Source organism: Rhizobium tropici CIAT 899, from assembly GCF_000330885.1.
GTDB classification, from domain to species: Bacteria; Pseudomonadota; Alphaproteobacteria; order Rhizobiales; family Rhizobiaceae; genus Rhizobium; species Rhizobium tropici.
In genome coordinates this window covers 1,424,018-1,442,347 of record NC_020059.1, presented here as the reverse complement: position 1 = coordinate 1,442,347, position 18,330 = coordinate 1,424,018, and the positions used below count along the sequence as shown (strand labels likewise).

General features: G+C 59.2%; 14 protein-coding genes. 3 read left to right on the top strand and 11 right to left on the bottom strand.

What is annotated here, in order from left to right; translation table 11 throughout:
- Positions 1-10: 10 nt before the first annotated feature.
- Positions 11-3,505, bottom strand: a complete 3,495-nt coding sequence (gene dnaE / locus RTCIAT899_RS06965; RefSeq protein WP_015339529.1) for a DNA polymerase III subunit alpha — start codon at positions 3,503-3,505, stop codon at positions 11-13.
- Between the two features lie 355 nt (positions 3,506-3,860).
- Between dnaE and RTCIAT899_RS06960 the strand changes: the two genes are divergently transcribed.
- Together RTCIAT899_RS06960 and RTCIAT899_RS06955 are read left to right on the top strand one after the other, a co-directional pair.
- The gene (locus tag RTCIAT899_RS06960) at positions 3,861-4,457 is read left to right on the top strand and encodes a hypothetical protein (RefSeq protein WP_015339528.1); all 597 of its coding nucleotides are present in this window, start codon (positions 3,861-3,863) and stop codon (positions 4,455-4,457) included.
- 76 nt (positions 4,458-4,533) lie between these two features.
- The gene (locus tag RTCIAT899_RS06955; RefSeq protein ID WP_015339527.1) at positions 4,534-5,001 is read left to right on the top strand and encodes a DUF5680 domain-containing protein; all 468 of its coding nucleotides are present in this window, start codon (positions 4,534-4,536) and stop codon (positions 4,999-5,001) included.
- Between the two features lie 5 nt (positions 5,002-5,006).
- Here RTCIAT899_RS06955 and RTCIAT899_RS06950 read toward each other — a convergent pair whose 3' ends face one another.
- From RTCIAT899_RS06950 to RTCIAT899_RS06935, 4 genes are all read right to left on the bottom strand, one after another.
- Positions 5,007-5,690, bottom strand: a complete 684-nt coding sequence (locus RTCIAT899_RS06950; RefSeq protein WP_015339526.1) for an ABC transporter ATP-binding protein — start codon at positions 5,688-5,690, stop codon at positions 5,007-5,009.
- Positions 5,691-5,704: 14 nt separating this feature from the next.
- A complete protein-coding gene (locus RTCIAT899_RS06945) occupies positions 5,705-7,015 on the bottom strand; it encodes a lipoprotein-releasing ABC transporter permease subunit (protein ID WP_015339525.1) in 1,311 nt (436 codons plus the stop codon).
- A gap of 26 nt (positions 7,016-7,041) precedes the next feature.
- A complete protein-coding gene (gene proS, locus RTCIAT899_RS06940; protein ID WP_015339524.1) occupies positions 7,042-8,364 on the bottom strand; it encodes a proline--tRNA ligase in 1,323 nt (440 codons plus the stop codon).
- A 637-nt stretch (positions 8,365-9,001) separates the two neighbouring features.
- Positions 9,002-9,277 (bottom strand): DUF1467 family protein, encoded by a 276-nt coding sequence (locus RTCIAT899_RS06935; protein WP_015339523.1) that lies wholly within the window; start codon positions 9,275-9,277, stop codon positions 9,002-9,004.
- A 183-nt stretch (positions 9,278-9,460) separates the two neighbouring features.
- On the opposite strand from RTCIAT899_RS06935, the gene RTCIAT899_RS31855 reads away from it, so the two are divergent.
- A protein-coding gene (locus RTCIAT899_RS31855; protein WP_085999170.1) for an IS630 family transposase occupies positions 9,461-10,407 on the top strand; the annotation gives its coding sequence in 2 pieces (ribosomal slippage) (positions 9,461-9,800 and positions 9,800-10,407; 948 coding nt in all).
- Positions 10,408-10,474: 67 nt separating this feature from the next.
- Here RTCIAT899_RS31855 and mce read toward each other — a convergent pair.
- The 6 genes from mce to nuoL are packed head-to-tail and all read right to left on the bottom strand — an operon-like array spanning position 10,475 to position 18,328.
- Positions 10,475-10,879, bottom strand: coding sequence for a methylmalonyl-CoA epimerase (mce, locus tag RTCIAT899_RS06920; RefSeq protein WP_015339520.1), 405 nt, complete (start codon positions 10,877-10,879; stop codon positions 10,475-10,477).
- 30 nt (positions 10,880-10,909) lie between these two features.
- Entirely contained in the window at positions 10,910-12,583 is a 1,674-nt protein-coding gene (locus tag RTCIAT899_RS06915; protein ID WP_015339519.1) for a ribonuclease J, read from the bottom strand.
- Positions 12,584-12,597: 14 nt separating this feature from the next.
- On the bottom strand, positions 12,598-13,362 hold the full coding sequence (locus RTCIAT899_RS06910; RefSeq protein ID WP_041677354.1) for a biotin--[acetyl-CoA-carboxylase] ligase: 765 nt from the start codon (positions 13,360-13,362) through the stop codon (positions 12,598-12,600).
- On the bottom strand, positions 13,362-14,804 hold the full coding sequence (gene nuoN / locus RTCIAT899_RS06905) for an NADH-quinone oxidoreductase subunit NuoN (RefSeq protein WP_015339517.1): 1,443 nt from the start codon (positions 14,802-14,804) through the stop codon (positions 13,362-13,364). Before nuoN ends, RTCIAT899_RS06910 begins: the two co-directional genes overlap by 1 nt.
- An 18-nt stretch (positions 14,805-14,822) precedes the next feature.
- Positions 14,823-16,334 carry an NADH-quinone oxidoreductase subunit M gene (locus RTCIAT899_RS06900; protein ID WP_015339516.1) on the bottom strand — a complete coding sequence of 504 codons (1,512 nt, stop codon included), beginning with the start codon at positions 16,332-16,334 and terminating at the stop codon, positions 14,823-14,825.
- Positions 16,334-18,328, bottom strand: coding sequence for an NADH-quinone oxidoreductase subunit L (gene nuoL, locus RTCIAT899_RS06895; RefSeq protein WP_015339515.1), 1,995 nt, complete (start codon positions 18,326-18,328; stop codon positions 16,334-16,336). The genes RTCIAT899_RS06900 and nuoL overlap by 1 nt, the downstream gene beginning before the upstream one ends.
- Between the last annotated feature and the right edge of the window lie 2 nt (positions 18,329-18,330).

The window sequence follows — 18,330 nt, the reverse complement described above, 5'->3', positions numbered from 1 at the left end:
TGGAATTGCTTCAGACCAGCTCCACGTCGATCACGCCCGGCGCCGTGCGCAATGCGGCGGCGATCTCGGGCGTGATGCGGTATTTTTCCGGCAAGGCCACCTCGACCTCGCGCAAGCCCTCTTCCTTGATGACGATGAAGGAAACGAGGCCGTCGCCTTTCGTGTTCAGATGCGCGGCAACGGCTTTCAGCGGGCCGGAATCGCGGACATAGACGCGCAGCGCCTTCTGCATCTGCAACGACTTCTCCTCCAGCGACTGCGCCGTCTGCAGGCGCAAGCTGATACCTTCGGGGCGCTCGTCCGCCTGGGCGGTAATGACGAAGGATTTGCCGACTTCGAGCACATCGCGATATTGGTTGAGCGTCTCCGAGAAAAGCACGGCTTCGAACTGTCCTGAAGCATCCGAGAAGACGAAGATGCCCATCTTGTTGCCGGTGCGCGTCTTGCGCTCCTGCTTCGAGATGACAGTGCCGGCGAGACGCCCGTTGCTGGCGCCCTGCTTCACCGCCGCGGAAAAATCGGCAAAGGGCTGCACCCGCATCTTGTCGAGCACGCTCTTGTAAGTATCGAGCGGATGGGCCGTCAGATAGAAGCCGAGCACCTGGAATTCGCGCAGCAGACGCTCCGAGGCGAGCCAGGGCGTATAGGGCGGGAACACGATCTTTTCCGGGCCGGAGGCGGCACTTCCGAACATGTCGTGCTGGCCGCTGCGCTTATTTTCCTGTGCCACCTGGGCATAGCCCATGACGCGGTCCAGGCCGCCGATCAGCTGCGCGCGATCGATCTCGAAGCAGTCGAAAGCGCCGGCGCAGATCAGGCTCTCCAGAACGCGGCGGTTGATCTGCTTGGGATCGATGCGCAGGCAGAAATCCTCGATGCAGGCAAAAGGCTGATCGCCGCGCACCTCGACGATATGGTCGACGGCGGATTCACCGACGCCCTTGATGGCCGCCAGCGCATAATAGATGCGGTTGTCGCCCGTCTCGACATGGCGAAACGAGGTCTGTACGGAGGGCGCGATAACCTCGATGCCCAGCCGCTTGGCATCCTGACGGAAGTCATTGACCTTTTCGGTATTGGACATATCGAGCGTCATCGACGCGGCCAGAAACTCCACCGGATAATGCGCCTTCATATAGGCGGTCTGGTAGGAGACGATGGCGTAGGCGGCGGCGTGCGACTTGTTGAAGCCGTAATTGGCGAACTTGGCGAGCAGATCGAAGATGACATCGGCCTGCCCCTTCGACACGCCGTTCTTGATGGCACCGTCGACGAAGCGCTCGCGCTGCTGGTCCATCTCCGCCTTGATCTTCTTGCCCATGGCGCGGCGCAGAAGATCGGCTTCGCCGAGCGAATAGCCCGAGAGCACCTGGGCGACCTGCATCACCTGCTCCTGATAGACGATAACGCCCTGAGTTTCCTTCAGGAGATAGTCGATCTTCGGGTGGATCGATTCGATCTCTTCCTCGCCATGCTTGCGGGCATTGTAGACCGGGATGTTCTCCATTGGGCCCGGACGATAAAGCGCCACGAGCGCGATAATATCCTCGATGCAGTCCGGGCGCATGCCGATCAGCGCCTTGCGCATGCCCGCACTTTCCACCTGGAACACGCCGACCGTCTCGCCGCGCGAGAGCATGTCGTAGGTCTTCCTGTCGTCGAGCGGGATGCTGGCGAGATCGATCGAAATGCCGCGCTTGGCGACGAAATCGACCGCCGTCTTGAGGACAGTCAGCGTCTTAAGACCGAGGAAGTCGAACTTCACCAGGCCGGCCTGTTCCACCCATTTCATGTTGAACTGGGTGACCGGCATATCGGAGCGCGGGTCGCGATACATCGGTACGAGCTTCGACAGCGGGCGGTCGCCGATGACGATACCCGCAGCATGGGTCGATGCGTGGCGATAGAGGCCCTCGATCTTCTGGGCGATATCGAGAAGACGGGCGACAACCGGCTCCTTGTCCGCCTCCTCCTGCAGGCGCGGCTCTTCCTCGATCGCCTTGCTCAGCGGGGTCGGATTGGCGGGATTGTTCGGCACCAGCTTGCAGATCTTGTCGACCTGGCCATAGGGCATTTCGAGAACGCGGCCGACATCGCGCAAGGCGGCGCGTGCCTGCAGAGAACCGAAGGTGATGATCTGCGCCACCTGCTCGCGGCCGTATTTGGCTTGCACGTAACGGATCACCTCTTCACGCCGGTCCTGACAGAAGTCGATATCGAAGTCCGGCATGGAGACGCGTTCCGGGTTGAGGAAGCGCTCGAACAGCAGCGAGAAGCGCAACGGATCGACGTCGGTGATGGTCAGGGCGTAGGCGACCAGCGAACCCGCACCGGAACCGCGGCCGGGGCCGACGGGGATATCGTGGCGCTTGGCCCATTTGATGAAGTCGGCAACGATCAGAAAGTAGCCGGGAAACTTCATGCGCTCGATGACGCTCAGTTCGAATTCCAGCCGATCGCGATAATCCTTCTCCTCGTAACCCGGTGCCATGCCAAGCGAGGTTATGCGCTGCTCGAGGCCCTCAACCGCCTGAGCGCGCAGCTCGGCCGCCTCGGCGCGTCCAGCCTCTTCAGGGTCGTCAGTCGCCCCGGTAAAGCGCGGCAGGATCGGCGAGCGGGTCTTCAACACGAAGGAGCAGCGACGAGCGATCTCGACCGTGTTCTCAAGCGCTTCCGGCAAGTTGGCGAAAAGCTTTGCCATGTCTGCGCGGCTCTTCAGATAGTGATCCGGCGTGAGGCGAAATCGCGTATCGTCCGAGACGATGGCATTGTGGGCCACTGCCATCAAGGCGTCATGCGCATCGTAATCGTCCCGCGTCGGGAAAAAGGCTTCGTTGGTGGCAACGAGCGGGATCTCGTGCTCGTAAGCCAGCTTGATCATCTTCTGCTCGTGACGACGATCATAGGTGCCGTGGCGCTGCAATTCGACATAGAGCCTGTCATCGAACAGCTGCTTCAGCCTCAACAACCGGGAGAGCGCCTGTGCGGCGTGCTCTTCTTTCAAAGCCATATCGACCGGGCCGGTGAGCGAACCGGTGAGCGCGATCAACCCTCCCGTACCGATCTCATCAAGCCATGAGGCTGTGATGTGAACGGCGTTGTTGCCCTCGCCGCCGAGATAGGCGCGGCTGACGAGATCGACGAGGCGCTCATATCCCCGCTCGGTCGCGGCAAGCAGCACGATGGATGGCATCTTCGCCAAAGCTTGCTGCGGCCCGCGCTTCTCGCTTTCGCCGCCATCCTCCATATCGATCGATACCTGACAGCCAATGATCGGCTGCAGCCCCTCATCCATCGCCTTCTGCGAGAATTCCAGGGCGACGAACAGATTGTTGGTATCGGTGATCGCAATAGCCGGCTGACTGTCCCCGGCAGCCTTGGCCAATATCTTCTTGAGCGGCAATGCGCCCTCTAGCAGAGAATAGGCGGAATGAACCCTGAGGTGCACAAATTCCGGCATTTCGCCAACCGGCGCTGCCACGCCGCTGCCACCTGCATCCGCCATTTCATACCCTTCCGCACGCCTGAATGAATCAGCGGCATTTTCGGCATTGCGGACCGTAAAGTCCAGAAGTTGCCCCCATCAAATATGGGAACAGCATGCGCAAACGGGGGATAAAACTTACATCGCCATCATGATGAGGGAAAAGCTGGCGACGAACATGACGATGGAAGTGAATGCTGCAACGTCTCGAATAATGTCGGTCATTTAGGCGCTCCTTACTCGTTATGTTTTCTTTTTGTTCCATTTTTGTTCGAGAGTCAATAGAAGCATCAATAAATTTCATCAAGCGACTTTTTAGCCTGCAATGGACGTCGGCGCGGCCGGGCGCTATGCAGAGGCAAACCGGGGGATCACGATGAAGTCACTTGGCTGCGCTCTCATTCTTCTTTTGACCGCAATCGCGGCTCGCGCCGAAGACACCATTGCTTCCGACCGCATAATCGATGCGGCGATCGGCGATTGGAATAAGGACGGCAAGCCGGACCTTGCGTTACTGGTGACGATGCCGCCGAATGATCAGGCCGACTATGAGATCGGGATCTATATCTATCTCCGCGACAAGGAGCACGAGCTACTCAAGCTTGCCGCCGCCGCCCCTGATAAGGTATGGGGCCGCGCTGAGCCTGGCGGCATCTACGGCCAGGAACCATCGATCGCCGCACTGCCGAACGGTTCAATCGCGGTCACCTCGCAGAACGATGCGATCGGGCGCGACCGATGGCATCAGACTTTGACGCTTGCCTATCGCAACGGCGCATTTTTGGTTGCCGGCTATAGCTACGATTTTCGTGACAACCTCGAACCCGGTAACAGCTATAGCTGCGATTATAACGTTCTGACCGGCAAGGTGACTAAGGACGACAAGATATTGAAGGCCGATGCCAAGACCGTCAGCATACAGGACTGGCAGGATGATATCGGCCAGAAGGCCTGCGAAAGCAGCCATCGCTAGCAAATGTTCTCCTTTTGTTCTTTACAAATCTCACATTGAATGGCATCTTGGCCGCTCACCAAAATTGGAGAGGGTCATGCCGGATCTTGCCGAGCTGAACGATTTTATTGTCGTCGCCAAAACCGAAACCTATGTCGGTGACGGCGAGAGGCTGCCATCCTGCCGTAGCGGCTCGCATGACATTGGCTATGCGAGCGGCCGCTGGCGCTATCTCGACAGCTATTTCGGCGGCACGGACTTCGCCGGACAAGAGCTCGTATGGCATGACGGCGAGCCGGTATGGGCCATGAACTATTTCGGCCATATCGTCGAACACGACCTGATCGACGGAACGCGCGCCGGCATGGTGATCAAGGCGGCCCTGCTGCGGCTCCATCTTGACGAAAGGCGCTTTCTCGGCGGCTTCGAGTTCGAGCATGCCTATGGGCTTTACATCGATGAAAACATCGGCGACTGCCACCATTTCAGCGGCTACGAAACTATCGTTGTTAGCGAACGCAGGGCTTACGAACTGGATTATCGCGGCGGCCTGATCATCCCGTAAAGGGATCAGACCTCCACAACCTTGCCTTCGCTCAATGTAACACGGCGATCCATGCGGGCAGCGAGTTCGTGATTGTGCGTGGCGATCAGCGCCGCAAGACCGGATTGGCGCACCAGCGCCTCCAGTGCATCGAAGACGTAATGCGCCGTTGCCGGGTCGAGATTGCCTGTCGGCTCATCCGCCAGCAGCACCAACGGCGCGTTGGCAACCGCACGGGCAATGGCGACACGCTGCTGCTCGCCACCGGACAATTCGGCGGGGCGATGATCACCGCGGTGGCCGATGCGCATGTAGTCGAGAAGCTGAGCGGCTCGCTCGCTGGCATCCTTCCGCGAAAGGCCGGAAATGAGCTGCGGCATCATGATATTCTCAAGCGCGGAGAATTCCGGAAGCAGGTGATGGAACTGATAGACGAAGCCGATCTCGCTGCGGCGCACGGCCGTGCGTCTATCGTCAGACAAGTCCTCACAGGCCTGACCGTTGACGAGCACCTCGCCGTCATCCGGATGCTCAAGCAGCCCGGCCACATGCAGAAGCGTTGATTTACCCGTTCCTGACGGCGCGACGAGGGCAACAATCTCGCCGCTGTGCAGCGTGAAATCCGCCCCCTTCAAGATCGACAGCCGCGTCTCGCCCTGCCCGTAGTGACGCTCCACGCCAGAGAGCTGGAGAACGACGTTGCGTTTCATCAAATGAAATATCCTTATTCGTAGCGCAGCGCCTGCACCGGATCGAGCCGCGAGGCCCGCCAGGCGGGAAAGATGGTGGCAAGGAAGGACAGAGTGAGTGCCATCACGATGACGGAGATGGTCTCGCTGAGATTCATCTGGGCCGGCAATTTGCTGAGGAAATAGACCTCCGGATTGAAAATCACGGTGCCGGAAATCCAGGAGAAGAACTGGCGGATGGACTCGATGTTGAGACAGACCAGGACGCCGAGTATGACGCCGGCGAACGTTCCAACGACGCCGATCGCCGCCCCCGTCATGAAGAAGATGCGCATGATCGCGCCCGACGTGGCCCCCATAGTGCGCAGGATGGCTATATCGCTGCCTTTGTCCTTCACCAGCATGATCAGGCCGGAAATGATATTCAGCGCGGCGACGAGAACGATCAGCGTCAGGATCATGAACATCGTGTTGCGCTCGACCTGAAGGGCTGAGAAGAAAGTGGCGTTGACCTGCCGCCAGTCCGTCAGGAAAATCTGCCGCCCCGCCGCCTCTTCGATCTTCGGCCGCAATTGATCGACGTCATCCGGATTGGTGATGAAGAGCTCGATCTTCTCGACAATTCCCTCGGCATTGAAAAAGACCTGCGCCTCCTCCAGCGGCATGAAGACGACGGAAGAATCATATTCCGACATGCCGACCTCGAAGATTCCCGAAATCGTATAGGCCTTGACGCGTGGGTTGACGCCGAAAGGCGTGACGTCGCCATCCGGTGCCGTAAGGGTGATCTGATCGCCGACCGTGAGACCCAATTGCCGCGCGAGCCGGCTGCCAACCAGAACACCTTGTCCAGAAGCGAAGCCGACCAGGTCGCCGGAAACGACGTGATCGGAGACCGTTTTGAGCTTGGTCAGATCTTCCGAGCGGATGCCGCGCACCAGCGCACCGGTGCCGGAGCCGCCGCGGCCAGAGGCGAGCGTTTCGCCCTCGACGAGCGGCAAGGCCATGGTGACGCCGGGAACGGCAGAAAACTTCTTTGCCAGATCAGAATAATCGTTCAACGGCGAATCAATCGGCTGCACGACGACATGACCGTTGAAGCCGAGAATCTGCTTGAAGAGCTCCGCGCGGAAACCGTTCATCACGGCCATGACGATAATCAGGGCAGCGACACCGAGCATGATGCCGACCAACGAGAAGCCGGCAATCACCGAAATCGAGGCTTCCTTGCGCCGGGAGCGCAGATAGCGCCAGGCGACGAGCCGTTCGAAACCGGAGAACGGGCGAGACGATGGGCTGGCCTTGAACGAATTTTCCTGCTGTTCCACTGCCGCGCTCACCGCCATTCGCCTTTCATCCTTTGTATCGTCAATCAGCCTGCCAGCCGATTGATCGCTGCCTCGACCGTCATCGTCTCGCGAGCGCCGGTCTTACGGTCCTTCACTTCCACTTCGCCGCTCGCGATCGAACGCGGGCCGACGATGATCTGCACGGGCACACCGATCAGATCGGCCGTGGCGAACTTCGTTCCGGCGCGCTCGTCGCGATCGTCGTACAGCACGTCCTTGCCGGCCTTCGACAGCGCGGCATAAACCGTTTCGCAAGCTTCGTCACAGGCCAGGTCCCCAGCCTTCATGTTGATCACCACGACATCGAACGGCGCGACCGAGGCCGGCCAGATGATTCCGTTCTCATCATGCGATGCTTCGATGATGGCGGGAACAAGGCGTGTCGGGCCGATACCGTAAGATCCCATGTGGACAGCATGTTCCTTGCCGTCGGGACCCTGCACCTTCGCGCCCATCGGCTCGGAATACTTCGTGCCGAAATAGAAGATATGGCCGACCTCGATGCCACGCGCAGACAGGCGATCCTCTTCAGGAATAGCATTGAAGGCGGCTTCGTCATGCATTTCCGAGGTTGCGGCATAGACCGAAGTCCACTTGTCGAAAATGCTCTTCAGGCCGGCAATATCGTCGAAATCCGTGTCTTCGCCAGGAATGTCGAAATTGACGAAATCCTTGTGGCAGAAAACTTCGGACTCGCCGGTATCGGCAAGAATGATGAATTCGTGACTGAGATTGCCGCCGATAGGACCGGTATCCGCGCGCATCGGGATTGCTCTCAGGCCGAGCCGATTGAAGGTGCGCAGATAAGCGGCGAACATCTTGTTATAAGATTGCACGGCGCCTTCCTGCGTCAGATCGAAGGAATAGGCATCCTTCATCATGAATTCGCGCGAGCGCATCGTGCCGAAACGCGGGCGGATTTCGTCACGGAACTTCAGCTGGATGTGATAGAGATTCAGCGGCAAGTCCTTGTAGGACTTGATGTAAGACCGGAAGATGTCGGTGACCATTTCCTCGTTGGTCGGACCATAAAGCATGGGCCGATCCTGCCGATCCTTGATGCGCAGCATCTCCTTGCCGTAGGCGTCATAACGGCCGCTTTCCTGCCAAAGCTCGGCCGACTGCAGTGTCGGCATCAACAGCTCGATGGCGCCGGAACGGTTCTGTTCCTCGCGAATGATCTTATTGACCTTGTCCAGCACGCGCTTGCCCAGCGGTAGCCAGGAATAGATACCCTGCGACTGCTGCCGGACCATGCCGGTGCGCAGCATAAGCCGATGGGAAACGATTTCAGCCTCCTTGGGATTTTCCTTCAGGATGGGCATGAAGTAACGAGACAGACGCATGACGCTTGTTCCAGATGGTTTGACGTTCCGCTCGCGGCGGAATCGTTAGCAAATTATGTACAGGAGGCAGTTCATAACTGCTTCGGCGTAGGAAGGAAACCCGCATTCTTCAACAGAAGATTTTGGTAAAAGCCCGGAAATCCAGGGGAAAGCGCCTATTTCGGCTGTTTCGAAAAAGCGCACATTTATAAGGATTTACGGCGAAAATCCGTCAACAGAAAAATTCTGCGCGAGTGTAGCAAAAAAGCAAAAAAAAGGATGACAAAGCTCAATGTTTGAGCTAATTTTAGCTCACAAAAGAGGCAGGAAGGCTAAATTCTTGCCGTTTCGCGGTCAAGTCTTGGGAGGATCAGATCTTAGGCGCGCTCGTTCGCTGCCCCGGTAACGGATAAGGATCACGCGATACTTTAAAACAAGGCTTTTAGCCTTGTTTTTTTTTGCTTTCTCAGCTCGATCTACTGCAGATCAGTCCAATTGCGAGAAAGTGTCTTCAGCCTTTCAGCAGAACAACTCAAATATCGTCCGGGATTTGATGCGCCATGCACATGACAGACGTGTGACGAATTGATGGCGATTGCGAGGCGCAAGCAAAGAGAAGGCTCAAATGATCGATCCGTGTTTTACCGCGCCCTTTCCATCAATTGTAGTTCGGCACGAACCTCGGAATGGAATCTATGCCCAGCCCGAAATAATGCGAGGCAACATACCAGGTGCCATACAGAAGAGCCGACACCAACGTCGTGATTAGAACCACTCGCCAAGCGCGGAATTTCGTCGGTGCACTTTCGACCGTACCTAGAATCACATGCTCGTCTTCGGCCTGGGTGCGCAGACCGAACGGCAGGACGGCAAAAAGCGTAATCCACCAGACGACGAAATAAACGGCGAAACTGGCGATGATCTGCTGTGCCATTATGCTCCCTTCGAGACGAGCCCGCTCGTCTCTTCCTCTTCCAAACTGCTTATAGGGGCAAAACAGTTGTCTTTCAAAGCGCAGATCAGCGCACTTAGAGCGTTTCCCTGACTGATTGAATCGAAGGCTTTGCAAATCGCTTGCATTCTGATTCAAGCTATCTGCCGATGGAGGTCGGCAGATATGTCGAGAGCGCTTTCCGTTGATCTTCGCATACGTGTGCTTGCCGCCGTTGACGGCGGTGCATCGCATAGGGAGGCTGCCCAGCGTTTCGGCGTCAGTGCGGCAAGCGTGAGCCGTTGGCGTAACCTGCAAGTCCGGCAAGGGAACGTTCGTCCCGGTCCACTCGGTGGCGACCGCAACTCCCACAAAATTGAAGCTCATGCCGGTCTGATCATGGCCTGGCTCGCAGAGCACCGGGATGGGACGTTGTTCGAGCTTCGTGACGCTCTTGCGGCCCAGGGTATCATTGCCAGCAAGTCGGCCCTGCACCGGTTTCTGGTTCGGCACGAACAGACGCGCAAAAAAAGACTGGCCATGCGGTAGAGCAGAGCCGTCCAGACATCCTGGAAAAACGGCAATGCTGGTTCGAGGACCAACTCGATCTCGACCCGGAGCGGCTCGTGTTCATCGACGAGACCTGGACGGCGACCAATATGACCCGCACTCATGGACGATGCAGGAAGGGCGAGCGGTTGCGGATGGGGTTCCCTCATGGTCACCGCAAGACAACCACATTGGTTGCCGGCCTACGGAGCACAGGAATGGTCGCACCGCTTGTCATCGACGGGCCGATCAACGGTGAGTGGTTCGAGGCCTATGTCGCTCAGGTTCTGGTGCCGACGTTGAAACCGGGCGACGTCGTCATCCTTGACAATCTGTCGAGCCACAAACGACCGGCGGCGCGGGAAATCATCGAAGCGGCAGGCGCGACAATGATGTTCCTTCCGCCCTACAGCCCGGACTTCAACCCCATAGAGAAGGCCTTTTCCAAGCTGAAGGCACTCCTGCGAAAGGCTGCCGAGAGAACCGTTACCGGCCTATGGGACAGGATCGGAAAGATCATCGATTTGGTCGAGCCGCAGGAGGCCCAAAACTATTTCAACTCATGCGGATACGATCCAACATGAATGGGAAACGCTCTAATGCGGATTGATATTCTAGGCCAGTTCCGGCAAAAATCATCCCGCTCCGGTGTCACACCTGCTCAAGCTCGATAAGCGTGCCGAAGAAATCCTTCGGATGCAGGAAAAGCACGGGCTTGCCATGCGCGCCGATCTTCGGCTCGCCATTGCCGAGCACGCGTGCTCCCGACGCAACAAGTCTATCGCGAGCCGCGCGGATGTCGGCGACCTCATAACAAATGTGGTGCATGCCGCCATCCGGGTTCTTGGCCAGGAAGGCAGCGATGGGCGAGGCTTCACCCAGCGGCTCGAGCAGTTCGACCTTGGTATTCGGCAGTTCTACGAAAACGACGGTAACGCCGTGTTCCGGTAGTGTCTGCGGCTGGGATACTGTAGCACCGAGCGTTTCACGATAGGCCTTAGAAGCCGCCGCAATATCAGGTACGGCTATCGCGATGTGATTGATCCGTCCCAGCACGGTACTCTCCTCCCCGATCGGCCGTTGAACTCAGCCGCCGGTGCGCGTCACGAACACGGTCACCATCGGCTTCTTGCCCCAGCCCTGATTGGCGGCGGCGCGCACCGCGCGGCGTACCGCCTCCTGCAGCATATTCAGATCCTTGCGGCGAGCGCGCGGAATGCTTTCGACGGCGCTGACGATGGCATCGAAGAGCGTGTCCTCCATCTCCTCACCTTCATCATCATAGGCCGGCAGGCCGATCGGCACGAGATCGGGGTCGCCGACAATGTCGTAACGGGCATCGAGCACGACATTGACGGCGACATGGCCGACATAGGAAAGCTTCTTGCGCTCGCCGATGCCCATCTCGTCGAAATCGCCGATCAGAATACCGTCCTTGAAGATGCGCCCATGCGGGGCGTCGCCGATCACCTCGACCGGACCGGGCGCAAGGCGCACGACATCGCCGTTGCGCACGCGCGGTACGGTGGCAATGCCGCTCTGTTCGGCCAATTCCTTATGGGCGGTCAGATGCGTCGCCTCGCCATGCACGGGGATGACGACCTTCGGGCGCGTCCATTCATACATCTTCTGCAATTCGTTGCGCCGGGGATGGCCGGAAACGTGCACGAGCGCCTCGGCATCCGTGACCACATGAACGCCCTGTTCGATCAGACCGTTCTTGATGTCCTGAATGGCCTTCTCATTGCCGGGAATGGCGCGCGAGGAAAAGACGACGATATCGCCAGCGGCCAATGCGACGTTGCGCATCTCGTCCCGGGAGAGCTTGGCAAGCGCTGCGCGCGGCTCACCCTGGCTGCCAGTCAGGATGACCACGACCTTGTCGCGCGGGATATAGCCATATTCATCTTCGGCGATAAACGGCTTGATGCCTTCCATGATGCCGATATCGCGAGCGACGTCGACGACGCGTTTCAGCGAACTGCCAAGCAGAAGTATTTCCCGGCCAGCAGCTTCGGCAGCTTCGGCAATGGTGCGGATGCGGCCGACATTCGACGAGAACGTCGTGATCGCCACCCTGCCCTCGGCATCCTCGATGATCTTGCGCAGGCTTTCCGAGACGTCCTTTTCCGAAGGCGAAACGCCGTCGCGCAACGCGTTGGTGGAATCGCACATCAGTGCCAACACACCTTCATCGCCGAGTTGGCGGAAGCGGGCCTCGTCGGTCAGCGGCCCAAGCGAAGGTTCATGATCGATCTTCCAGTCGCCGGTATGGACGACATTGCCGAGCGGTGTGCGGATCATCAGCGACATCGGCTCGGGGATCGAGTGGTTGACGGCCACGCCTTCGATCTCGAACGGGCCGACATTGATGCGGTCGCCGGCCTTGAACAGCGTCACCGGAATCTCGCCCATCGATTTCTCGTAATCGCGCTTGGCTTCGAGAAGGCCGGCGGTGAAGGCCGAGGCGTAGATCGGAACGTTCAGCCCGGGCCAAAGATCATTAAGCGCGCCGTAGTGATCCTCGTGCGCGTGGGTTATGATGATGCCCTTGAGGTTCTTGCGTTCCTTGGCGAGGAAACGGATGTCCGGCAGGACGAGATCGACACCCGGCAGATCCGGCCCCGGGAAGGTGACGCCGCAATCGACCATGATCCACTGGCGCTGCTCCGCCGGACCGTAGCCGTAGAGCGCGAGATTCATGCCGATTTCGCCGACGCCGCCGAGGGGCAGAAACACCAATTCGTCTTGCTTCGCCATCTGATCCCCAACCATTATCTAAAGAAAACGTCGCCCGCCGCGATCGGCATGATCCTGCCGTCCTCGGTTTCGAGCATCAACAAGCCATTATCATCGATTCCCGAGAAATGGCCCAAAATCGAGCGATCCGGCAAGTTTACCGTGATCTTTTCCCCGATGCCGCACGCAAATTCACGCCAGCGCGCGGTGATTTCCCGAATACCCTTGCCGCGGCTCCAGACGTCGAGCGCCTCCGACATCGCGGCATAAAGATGGGCAAACAGCTCGTCCGGCGACACCATTGAGCCCTGCTGCCTCAGGCATGTGACCGGATACATCGGATTGTCAGGCATGACGGCAATGTTGATGCCGATGCCGATGACGAGCGCATACCGGCCGTCCGGCAGCGCCTCGCCTTCGATCAGGATACCGCAGGTCTTCTTGCGGCCGATCAGGATATCGTTCGGCCATTTGATCTCGACCGGCTCGGCGGCGAGCGGCAGCACGCCGCGTACCGCCCGATGCACGGCGAGCGCCACCGCAAGCGGCAGAGAGCCGAGGCGGTCCATGGGAGCGGGATCGATCAGAAGAAGAGATGCGTAGAGATTGCCGGCTTCCGACACCCAGGGACGACCGCGGCGGCCGCGTCCCCCCGTCTGGCGCTCAGCGGTGACCCAAAGGTTTCCGGTGTCGCCGGCGCGCGCCCGTTCGAGACAGACGCTGTTTGTGGACGAGGTTTCCTGAAGCGCATCATGCCGGAAGTCGGCGAGCGACTTCCGGCTATTCATGTCAGACGCCATCAAAACAGCGTCGCAGCGGCCAGATCGGCGGCACCGCCGATTGCGCCGCCGAAGAAGACATAGGCGATGACGAACAGACCTGAGAGACCGAAGACGAGGCGCAGCGAACCAGCCGTGCGTGCGAATTCATCCTTGGCTTCATCGAACCACATCACCTTGATGACGCGCAGATAGTAGTAAGCGCCGACGACCGAAGCCAGAACGCCGATGATGGCGAGCGCATAGAGATGCGCCTGGATGGCAGCAACGAAGACGAAATACTTTCCGAAGAAGCCTGCGAGCGGCGGAATGCCGGCCAACGAGAACATCAGCGCGGTCAGGACCACCGCCATGAAAGGATTGGTCGTCGAAAGGCCAGCGAGATCGTCGATGTTTTCGACCTGACGGCCATCCTTGCGGCGCATCGCCATGATGATGGCGAAGGAGCCGAGCGTCATGACCATGTAGATGACCATGTAGAGCATGACGCCGGAGACGCCTGTCTTGGTGCCGGCGGCAAGGCCGACGAGCGCATAGCCCATGTGACCGATCGAGGAATAGGCCATCAGTCGCTTGAAGTTGCGCTGACCGATCGCCGCGAACGAGCCGAGCAACATCGAGGCGATCGAGATGAAGACGATGATCTGCTGCCAATCGGCCAGGACCGGATGGAAAGCCGTGACCACGATGCGGGTCAGGATAGCCATGGCGGCAACCTTGGGTGCCGCCGCGAAGAAGGCTGTGACCGGGGTCGGCGCACCTTCGTAGACATCGGGCGTCCACATGTGGAACGGCACGGCGGAGATCTTGAAGGCGAGGCCTGCAAGCACGAAGACCAGACCGAAGACGAGGCCGAGCGAACGGGTTTCGGCGCTGAGTGCGGTCGCGATCGCATCGAAGCTCGTGTGACCGGTGAAGCCATAAACCAGCGACATGCCATAAAGCAGCATACCGGAGGACAGCGCACCGAGGACGAAATACTTCAGGCCGGCTTCGGTCGACTTCAGGCTGTCGCGGTTGATGGCGGCAACGACGTAAAGGGCCAGCGACTGCAGTTCCAGCGACAGGTAGAGCGAGATCAGGTCATGCGCCGAGATCATCAGCAGGATGCCGAGGGTCGCGAGCAAAAGGAGCACCGGGAACTCGAAGCGATCGAGCTGCAGCTCGCGCGCCTGGCCAATGCTGAGGAACATGGCGACGATCGAGCCGACCAGCGCGACGATCTTCATGAAGCGGGAGAAGCCGTCGGCAAGGTAGGCGCCGCCATAGGCGAGGCCCTCGCCCGGCACGAAGATGATCCAGAGACCTGCCACCGCGAGGACCGCGATGGCAAGACCGGTGACCGTGGGTCCCGACCGCTCGCCCGAGAAGACGCCGATCATGAGCAGCACAAGCGCACCGACCGCGAGGATGAGCTCCGGAATGGAAAGATGCAGGCTTGCAAGAATTGTGTCAGCAGTCATGTCGAATAAGTCCCGTCATCAATTCATCGACAGCGCAACATTCTGCGCAGCGTGCAGGGCAGCGGTATAATTGTTCACCAGCAGATCCACCGAAGCCGCCGTGGCATCGAAGATCGGAGCCGGATAGACACCGAATAGGATCGTCAGCGCGATCAGCGGATAGAGAATCAGCTGTTCACGCGGCGACAGATCCAGAAGCTTCTTCAGGTTCTCCTTCTCCAGCGCGCCGAAAATGACACGGCGGTAGAGCCAGAGCGCGTAAGCTGCCGACAGGATCACACCAGTCGCGGCAAAGAGCGCAACCCACGTATTGGCGCGGAAGACGCCGATCAGGGTCAGGAATTCGCCGATGAAGCCGGAGGTACCGGGCAGACCAACGTTCGCCATGGTGAAGACCATCATGGCGACGGCATATTTCGGCATGTTGTTGACCAGACCGCCGTAAGCCGCGATTTCGCGGGTATGGGTGCGGTCATAGATCACGCCGACGCAGAGGAAGAGCGCGCCCGAGACGATGCCGTGCGACAGCATCTGGAAAATCGCGCCCTGCACGCCCTGCTGGTTTGCCGCGAAGATACCCATCGTCACGTAACCCATGTGGGCGACCGACGAGTAGGCGATCAGCTTCTTGATGTCGTCCTGCATCATCGCGACCAGCGAGGTGTAGATAATGGCGATGACCGAAAGGGCAAAAACGAGCGGCGCGAAATATTCCGAAGCGTTCGGGAACATGCCGAGCGAGAAGCGGATGAGGCCGTAGCCGCCGAGCTTCAGGAGGATGCCTGCCAGGATGACCGAGCCTGCCGTCGGCGCCTGAACGTGCGCGTCGGGAAGCCAGGTATGGACAGGCCACATCGGCATCTTCACCGCGAAGGAGGCGAAGAAGGCGAGCCATAGCCAAGTCTGCAGCTGCGGCGGGAACTTGTAGGCGAGCAGCGTCGGGATATCGGTCGTGCCGGCCTGCCAGTACATCGCCATGATGGCGAGCAGCATCAGCACGGAGCCGAGCAGCGTGTAGAGGAAGAACTTGTAGCTGGCGTAGACGCGATCCTTGCCGCCCCAGACGCCGATGATCAGGAACATCGGAATGAGGCCGGCTTCGAAGAAGACGTAGAACAGCACGATATCGAGCGACGTGAACACGCCGACCATCATCGTTTCGAGGACGAGGAAGGCGATCATGTAGTCCTTCAGTCGCTTTTCGACCGAGAGCCAGCTTGCGAGCACGCAAAAGGGCATCAGGAAGGTCGACAGGATGACGAACAGCATGGAAATGCCGTCGACGCCCATGTGATAGCTGATGCCGCCCGTCAGCCACTCATGCTTTTCGACGAGCTGGAAGCCCGGATTGGCATTGTCGAACCAGATCCAGACGAACAGCGACACGATGAAGGTGACGATGGTCGTCGCCAGCGAAATGTTCAGGACGTTCCGGCGGCCGTTGGCGCCGTTCCCCTGCGTGAACAGCAGAAGGAGAACGCCCACCAGCGGCAGGAAGGTGACCGTTGAAAGAATAGGCCAATCGGTCATCAGAGGGAACTCCCGAGCATCATCCAGGTAACGAGGGCTGCGATACCGAGCAGCATCGCGAAGGCGTAGTGATAGAGGTAGCCGGTCTGCAGGCGCACGACACGGTTGGTGACGTCGACGACGCGGGCGGCAATGCCGTTCGGGCCGATGGTGTCGATGACCCCGATATCGCCCTTCTTCCAGAGGAAGCGGCCAAGCGCCTTGGCGGAGCGGACGAAAAGGAAGTCATAAAGCTCGTCGAAGTACCACTTGTTCAACAGGAACTCGTAGAGGACGCGCTGCTGCTGAGCGAGGCGGCGCGGCGTTTCCGGCGACCTGATGTAGAAGTACCAGGCGGTGACAAGGCCGAGAAGCATGGCAATGAAGGGGCTGAGCTCAACCCAGACAGGCGCATGTTCCATTTCCTCGAGGATCTTGTTGTCCGGGAGCGTGAACAGCGCATGCTTCCAGAATTCCTCGTAGGCATGGCCGACGAAATCGGCGTTGAAATACATGCCCGCGGCGACGGCGCCGATCGCCAGCAGGTAAAGCGGGATCAGCATTACGTTCGGCGATTCATGCACGTGGTGCATGACCTCGTGCGAAGCACGCGGCTTGCCGAAGAAGGTCATGAAGATCAGGCGCCAGGAATAGAAGCTGGTGAACATCGCGGCGATGACCAGCAGCGTGAAGGCGAAGCCGGCCGCTGCATTGTGCGAGGCGAAGGCCGCCAGGATGATCGCATCCTTCGAGAGGAAGCCGGCGAAACCGATATGGGTCAGCGGGATGCCGACGCCGGTGATTGCCAGCGTGCCGATGACCATCATCCAGAAGGTCTTCTGGATATGTGGGCGCAGGCCGCCCATATGACGCATGTCCTGCTCGCCGTCGACGGCGTGGATGACCGAGCCGGCGCAGAGGAAGAGTAGCGCCTTGAAGAAGGCGTGGGTGAAGAGATGGAAAATCGCAGCGCCATAAGCGCCGACGCCGAGGGCTACGAACATGTAGCCGAGCTGCGAACAGGTCGAATAAGCGATGACGCGCTTGATGTCGTTCTGCACGAGGCCGACGGTCGCGGCGAAGAAGGCCGTGATCGCGCCGATGATGGTGACAAAGGTCAGCGCATCCTGCGACAGTTCGAAGATCGGCGACATGCGGGCGACGAGGAATACCCCGGCGGTGACCATGGTCGCGGCATGGATAAGTGCGGAAACCGGCGTCGGGCCTTCCATGGCGTCCGGCAGCCAGGTGTGCAGCAGGAACTGCGCCGATTTACCCATCGCGCCCATGAACAGCAGCAGGCAGACGGCCGTCAGCGCATGGCCGCGATCGAGATGCATGCCGAGGAAATTGAGCACGATATCGGTCGGCTGGCCGCCCTGCCCGGAAGCAAAGCTCTGGGCATTGCCGAAGATGACGTCGAAATTGATCGAGCCGAAGAGGACGAAGACGCCGGCAATGCCGAGCACGAAGCCGAAGTCGCCGACGCGGTTGACGATGAAGGCCTTCATCGCGGCAGCCGAGGCGGACGGCTTCTTGAACCAGAAGCCGATCAGCAGATAGGAGGCGAGACCGACGCCTTCCCAGCCGAAGAACATCTGGGCGAGGTTGTCGGAGGTCACCAGCATCAGCATGGCGAAGGTGAAGAGCGAGAGATAGGCGAAGAAGCGCGGACGATGCGGATCGTGATGCATGTATCCGATCGAATACACGTGAACCAGGGTCGAAACCGAGTTCACGACGATCAGCATCACCGAGGTCAGCGTGTCGACGCGCAGCGCCCAGGAAACGTCGATGCCGCCGGACTGGATCCAGCGCAGGACTTCAACCTTGATCGGGCCATCCGTATGGCCAAGCGCCACCGTGAAGAAGACGATCCACGAGAGGACGGCCGCGATGATCATCAGGCCGGTGGTAACATATTCCGAAGCCTTGGCGCCGATCGCACGGCCGAAAAGGCCAGCGATAATAGCGCCAATCAGGGGAAGAAAGACGATAGCCTTATATAAGAACATAG

What these genes read in the sequence shown, in the direction of transcription:
- proS (WP_015339524.1), bottom strand. Translation starts at nt 8,364, where the DNA reads ATGCGTCTGTCTCGTTACTTCATGCCCATCCTGAAGGAAAATCCCAAG.
- dnaE (WP_015339529.1), bottom strand. Translation starts at nt 3,505, where the DNA reads ATGGCGGATGCAGGTGGCAGCGGCGTGGCAGCGCCGGTTGGCGAAATG.
- nuoN (WP_015339517.1), bottom strand. Translation starts at nt 14,804, where the DNA reads ATGACTGCTGACACAATTCTTGCAAGCCTGCATCTTTCCATTCCGGAG.
- RTCIAT899_RS06915 (WP_015339519.1), bottom strand. Translation starts at nt 12,583, where the DNA reads ATGGCGAAGCAAGACGAATTGGTGTTTCTGCCCCTCGGCGGCGTCGGC.
- nuoL (WP_015339515.1), bottom strand. Translation starts at nt 18,328, where the DNA reads ATGTTCTTATATAAGGCTATCGTCTTTCTTCCCCTGATTGGCGCTATT.
- RTCIAT899_RS06935 (WP_015339523.1), bottom strand. Translation starts at nt 9,277, where the DNA reads ATGGCACAGCAGATCATCGCCAGTTTCGCCGTTTATTTCGTCGTCTGG.
- RTCIAT899_RS06900 (WP_015339516.1), bottom strand. Translation starts at nt 16,334, where the DNA reads ATGACCGATTGGCCTATTCTTTCAACGGTCACCTTCCTGCCGCTGGTG.
- RTCIAT899_RS06955 (WP_015339527.1), top strand. Translation starts at nt 4,534, where the DNA reads ATGCCGGATCTTGCCGAGCTGAACGATTTTATTGTCGTCGCCAAAACC.
- RTCIAT899_RS06945 (WP_015339525.1), bottom strand. Translation starts at nt 7,015, where the DNA reads ATGGCGGTGAGCGCGGCAGTGGAACAGCAGGAAAATTCGTTCAAGGCC.
- RTCIAT899_RS06950 (WP_015339526.1), bottom strand. Translation starts at nt 5,690, where the DNA reads ATGAAACGCAACGTCGTTCTCCAGCTCTCTGGCGTGGAGCGTCACTAC.
- RTCIAT899_RS06960 (WP_015339528.1), top strand. Translation starts at nt 3,861, where the DNA reads ATGAAGTCACTTGGCTGCGCTCTCATTCTTCTTTTGACCGCAATCGCG.
- RTCIAT899_RS06910 (WP_041677354.1), bottom strand. Translation starts at nt 13,362, where the DNA reads ATGGCGTCTGACATGAATAGCCGGAAGTCGCTCGCCGACTTCCGGCAT.